Genomic DNA, 2,377 nt, shown 5'->3' on the forward strand with positions numbered 1-2,377 from the left:
AAGTCACACTATCCACCGGATTCTCACATTCCTAGTTACTGATGATTCTAGTCCGATGTCCTTGGATGCCTCGGTGCGTTAAACTAGAACAGATGGAGGAGATCGAGGTCCCGTCGGCGGTCGCGCCGACGAGGACCTCGAAAATGTCCTCTGGGTCGATTTCAGCGTTCTCTCCGAGGTTCAAGGTGAATGCGCCGGTGAGAACGTTGACGAGAAAGTTAAGGAGTTGGTCCTCGTGGATTTCACTGTCCGCTGGCTCGGTTTGTTTGGTCACAACTCAGCCAAGCGGACTTCTCAACTAACGGCTTTGTGAAGTACTGAGGGTAGTTAGATAGCCGCCAGCATCGACGAGAAACTCTGTCTCGTCGATAGTCTGCTGTCTGAATATGGCGGGGGAGCACCACGAAAAGATCGTCCTCACCTCAGTAAGGACGATCTCGACCAACTTCTTACGGAGCCTGCTCACGACAAGGTCACTGAGCGGCTCATCTTCATCAAGCGGCTCTACAAGGGCGCGACCTTGGAGTACGCTGCCGACGACGTTGGCAGGTCCTCCGCTACAGGAACACGCTGGTCCCATCGGTGGAACAAGGGTGGTATCGAACTTTGGATGCCGAATTTCTGGGGCGGCCGACCCCGAAGCTCGGCACAGACCAACGAGAACGCCTCTTAGAAGTCTTTGACAAATCGCCAGACAGTGTCAAGTTAATCCGTCAGACTTGGGGGGGTTGAAGCGGGAAACGGTGGATACTCTATGTCAAAAATAGCTTGCTTCACAGGGAAAGTGGTGAAGGTGGCTAAAAGTGCTGTTGGTAGTCAAGACGAATCCGTCGCCCCAGAGGGTGGTGGCGGATTCGCCGACTACGCCGTCGTTTCGCTGCATTGTCTGCGGGTATACCTGGAGAAACCCTACCGCGAAGCACTCGATCTCTTGAGCGAGGTGCCACGAATACTGGCGGAAATCGGCTTTGAGAAGGCCGATATCACTGACCATACGACATTGATAAAGCCATTTATATGTTGGAGAGAATGCCAGTTTAGCGAGTGGGTCTATGCCTATCGGCGCAGCCCCAAGAGCCATCTGTTCATGCTGCGATGGATGCGACGTTCTCTGACCGCGAAAATGCGAGTGAACACTACTTTCGTTAGACGAATTATGGTGTTTAGGTGCTCAAAACGACTGTACTCGCCGATACTGAGTCACAAGTTATCCTCAGCGTTCGCTGTGCGACCGAGAAACGTCACGACACGCAGATCGACTGTCAAACATTGCACGATAAACTACGAGAAGAAGCCATTTGACTGCTGATTAAGCATCGAGAGTTTCGACCCATCGATCACGCGCACACCGCGCGGGTCAATGGAACAATCTACGGTCAGAGAGCGTTATCTGAGACCGTCTCCGGTGATCAAGCGCACTCTCGGTGACGCCACAAGTGCGCGAAGCTGGTAACGAGAATTCTGTAAAACCATTCTGGCAAGTGCCGTCTACAACATCAAGCTTGCTGTGAGCTAGGCATATCCATCGTTATATGGCGATTTATCACTGTCCTTGGTTCAGGTCTTCACAGCATAACCAGTAGAGTTACTCATTTTCCCATATAATTTAGGTTCTCGAACATTACAAAAAATACTGAAGCTGTCGTTGAAGTGTATATCATCAGTTAGTAATAACCCATCCGAACGTAACCATTCCCAAGCTAATTCATACTCAAACATCATACAAGGGTGAGAGTGTTCTAAATCATGAATGAACATATCAATTTCATCGAATTTTCGGATTAATTTTGGTAGCTCCCTTTGGCTCTTCCCAACAACTAACTCCCATCTGTCTCCCAAACTCTCTGGAACAATCCACCCCGGTTCTTTATCCGCAGGTATTGCTGAAAATGCATGACCTTCAGGATAAGCGGTCTCACGAAATTCAGGTAGAGATTCATCGGCAGGCATGGGAAAATCTATTGAATACAGCTCCCCACCCTCATTCTTCGATAGTGCTAATAGTATAATTAATGTGCTAACTCCATTACATACCCCAGTTTCAATGATGGTTTCTGGTTTGTGTTTTCTTATAGTAGCATAAATTGTCTTAGCAGGTTTGAGTCCTAATCCTGCCCAAGACCCACGGTCGTTTTCGACAGATTTATTGAACTTATTAACTCCTTCCTCAACCATCCTTTTTGCGTTTGTCTCCTCAAACTCTTGGGAGTAAAATTGAAATTCTTCAGAAGACTCAAAGCAATTATTTATATATGTATTTTGTATTCTTTCCTCTTGCTCAAATAGCCTGTTGCATCTTCAATATCAGTTCGCAGGACGTGGCTGGGTAGCCTCGATCCAAGCGACTGAGGACAAGATGTGCCAGATTGACGTTCAT

At 48.1% G+C, this 2,377-nt stretch carries 1 protein-coding gene and 3 pseudogenes; 2 read left to right on the forward strand and 2 right to left on the reverse strand.

Features of this window, described 5'->3' with window-relative positions:
- Positions 1 to 82: 82 nt before the first annotated feature.
- Positions 83 to 274 (reverse strand): annotated as a pseudogene (locus D8Y22_RS15415) (ISH3 family transposase); the annotation flags it as partial.
- A 112-nt stretch (positions 275 to 386) separates the two neighbouring features.
- Here D8Y22_RS15415 and D8Y22_RS15420 point away from each other — a divergent pair.
- Positions 387 to 678: pseudogene (locus tag D8Y22_RS15420) on the forward strand (helix-turn-helix domain-containing protein); the annotation flags it as partial.
- Between the two features lie 76 nt (positions 679 to 754).
- A pseudogene (locus D8Y22_RS15425) lies at positions 755 to 1,516 on the forward strand (IS5/IS1182 family transposase).
- 41 nt (positions 1,517 to 1,557) lie between these two features.
- On the opposite strand, the gene D8Y22_RS15430 reads toward D8Y22_RS15425, so the two are convergent.
- A complete protein-coding gene (locus tag D8Y22_RS15430; RefSeq protein ID WP_141465592.1) occupies positions 1,558 to 2,175 on the reverse strand; it encodes a class I SAM-dependent methyltransferase in 618 nt (205 codons plus the stop codon).
- Positions 2,176 to 2,377: the final 202 nt, after the last annotated feature.

The sequence above is a fragment of the Salinadaptatus halalkaliphilus genome (assembly GCF_006543045.1).
Taxonomy (GTDB): Archaea; Halobacteriota; Halobacteria; order Halobacteriales; family Natrialbaceae; genus Salinadaptatus; species Salinadaptatus halalkaliphilus.

What these genes read in the sequence shown, in the direction of transcription:
- D8Y22_RS15430 (WP_141465592.1), bottom strand. Translation starts at nt 2,175, where the DNA reads ATGGTTGAGGAAGGAGTTAATAAGTTCAATAAATCTGTCGAAAACGAC.